Genomic DNA, 2,424 nt, shown 5'->3' with positions numbered 1-2,424 from the left:
CCCATGGAGTTGCCGTGACCGCCGAGGAATTTCGTCAGCGAATGCACGACGATGTCGGCACCGTGCTCGAGCGGCCGGATGAGATAGGGGCTTGCCATGGTGTTGTCGACGATCAGCGGCAGGCCATGCTTGTGGGCGACGGCGGCGATCGCGGCGATATCGACGAAGGTGCCGCCGGGATTGGCCAGGCTTTCGATGAAGATGGCGCGGGTGCGCTCGTCAATCTGCGCCTCGAAGGTGGCGGGGTCGGCCGGATCGGCCCAACGCACCCGCCAGTCGAAATTCTTGAAGGAGTGGCCGAACTGATTGACCGAGCCGCCATAGAGCCGCCTCGCCGCAACGAAATTGTCGCCTGGCTGCATGATGGTGTGGAAGGTCAGCATTTGGGCCGCATGGCCCGAGGCGACGGCAAGAGCCGCGGTCCCGCCTTCGAGTGCGGCAACCCGCTCCTCCAGCACGGCCTGCGTCGGGTTCATGATGCGCGTATATATATTGCCGAACTGCTGCAGGCCGAAGAGCGCGGCGGCGTGGTCCGCATCCTGGAAAACGAAAGATGTCGTCTGGTAGATCGGGGTCGCGCGGGCGCCCGTCGTCGGGTCCGGCTGCGCGCCCGCATGGATCGCAAGCGTGTCGAAACCAGGATTGTTCGTTGGCATGATCTTTCCCTCCCGCCGATTCTGTCGGTTGCGGGAAGATCATAGCGGTCGGCCCGTCAAAGTTAATCGCGAAGTTTGCCATGCTTTTCGCTGCCCGGAAAAAACTTGCCCTCTTTCGGCGATATAGCGCGATAAACGCGCAACTCGCCGCTCAGGCGACCAGACGCGGATATTCTATGGCGGGACAGCGGTTCATGACGACCCTTACGCCGGCGGCCTCCGCCCTTGCTGCCGCCGCGTCGTCGCGCACGCCAAGCTGGCCCCAAATGACCGGCGGCCGGGGCTCGATCATGATGGCTTCCTCGACCACGGATCGGAGATATTCGGGCGCGCGGAAAACATCGACCATATCCACAGGCTCGGGAATATCGCACAGACGCGCGTAAACCCATTGGCCCAGAATTTCCTTGCCTGCCTGTCCCGGATTGATGGGAATGACCCGATACCCTTTGTTCAGAAGATAGGCCATCACGCCGTTGCTCGGACGGGCGGGATTGGGCGAAGCGCCGACGAGCGCGACGGTCCTTACGGACAAGAGGATATCGGCAATATAAGAATCGTCATAACTGTCGTGGTTCATCACGAAGCCTCCCACTTCGATCACACTTGCGTTTTACCGCAAATATGGAAACCGAGATCACGGTCTCCATGTATATATTGCATTATAACAATTTCAGGGAGGATTGCCCCGATGAAAAAGATCGTTCTCCTGAGCTTGCTGCTCGCGTCGGCCGCGACGCCTGCGCTGGCCATTTCGCGATATAATTCCATGTCCATGACCTGCGCCGAAGCGAGGGCGGTCATCAACCGCGAACGCGCGGTGATCATGCGCTATCCGGCCAGGCGGACACCCAATATGACGCTCTATGACCGTTATGTCGCAGACAGCAACGCATGCGACAACGGCTTCTATGCCTATCAGGATTATATGCCGACGAAGGACCGCGCCTCCTGTCCCGTCTATACGTGCCGGCCGATGACGGATCTCGATGACGATCTACTGATTTTTCGACGCTAAGCGTGCTGCGCGACCTCTGACGATCAGGATGGGCTCGAATAGCCCGCTACGACCATTGATTGCTCCAGGCATGGCTTGCCCTCGACATGGCAGCCTCGCAAGCGCTGCGGCGTACCGGCACTTGAATTGCTTTTTCAAAGCGCTTTCAGAAATTTCTCCCCGAGTGGCGAAATTGCGTTCTTCGGAAATGCAATCTTTGTTCGCTATTTATTCTCACGAAAATTAGAAAATACTCATGAAGACTGATCAAAATCAGAACCGATCGAGAACCGGAATATATGCCGCCTCAAAATTTTTCGCAGAATAATTTTAAGATTCCGTCCGTGATATACCAGAAAACTCCACACATTTTTACTTTTCTACTTGCAGAAAATATGACCTCTCAACGAATCCTTCACTGACTATCATCAATACGAGCTGAAATATTTTTCATTGCTTGCGGAATTATTCACCGTATCTAGAGACCTGAAAGAGATCGGAGGCGGCTTTCGTCGCAATTTTCACATATGCGACCTATCCGCTGCCGGATGCATTCATTCCGACGATGCAACCCGCTGTCGCTTTTAAGTAAGTGATGTCTAATTCTACTGTCGCGTTCACAAGGCATGCGATATTTGTTCGCGCTTCATACCCCAATAAATTAGTCATTTATAATGTCCGCGCAAAGGATTTAAAACATAAAGAGAACGATCCTGACAAGCCGCGCCACAGGGAAACGGCCGAACAAGTAAAAACCTTACAATAGATGAT

The 2,424-nt window shown here is 55.1% G+C and carries 3 protein-coding genes; 1 reads left to right on the top strand and 2 read right to left on the bottom strand.

Annotated elements, in window-relative coordinates:
* The coding region (locus Q4Q11_RS31480; RefSeq protein ID WP_498571941.1) for an aminotransferase class V-fold PLP-dependent enzyme at positions 1-656 on the bottom strand (656 nt) is incomplete at its 3' end.
* A 151-nt stretch (positions 657-807) separates the two neighbouring features.
* Positions 808-1,236: a CoA-binding protein gene (locus tag Q4Q11_RS31475; RefSeq protein WP_498571940.1), complete on the bottom strand. Its 429-nt coding sequence runs from the start codon at positions 1,234-1,236 to the stop codon at positions 808-810.
* Positions 1,237-1,347: 111 nt separating this feature from the next.
* Between Q4Q11_RS31475 and Q4Q11_RS31470 the strand changes: the two genes are divergently transcribed.
* Positions 1,348-1,674: a hypothetical protein gene (locus Q4Q11_RS31470; protein ID WP_112511034.1), complete on the top strand. Its 327-nt coding sequence runs from the start codon at positions 1,348-1,350 to the stop codon at positions 1,672-1,674.
* Positions 1,675-2,424 lie beyond the last annotated feature (750 nt).

The organism is Rhizobium sp. UFLA01-1127, from assembly GCF_059803845.1.
Note: the sequence above shows the minus strand (reverse complement) of the source record. Positions and strands in the feature narration are given on the sequence as shown.

Excerpts from the sequence above, each read along its gene's own strand:
- Q4Q11_RS31475 (WP_498571940.1), bottom strand. The coding sequence starts at position 1,236 with ATGAACCACGACAGTTATGACGATTCTTATATTGCCGATATCCTCTTG.
- Q4Q11_RS31470 (WP_112511034.1), top strand. The coding sequence starts at position 1,348 with ATGAAAAAGATCGTTCTCCTGAGCTTGCTGCTCGCGTCGGCCGCGACG.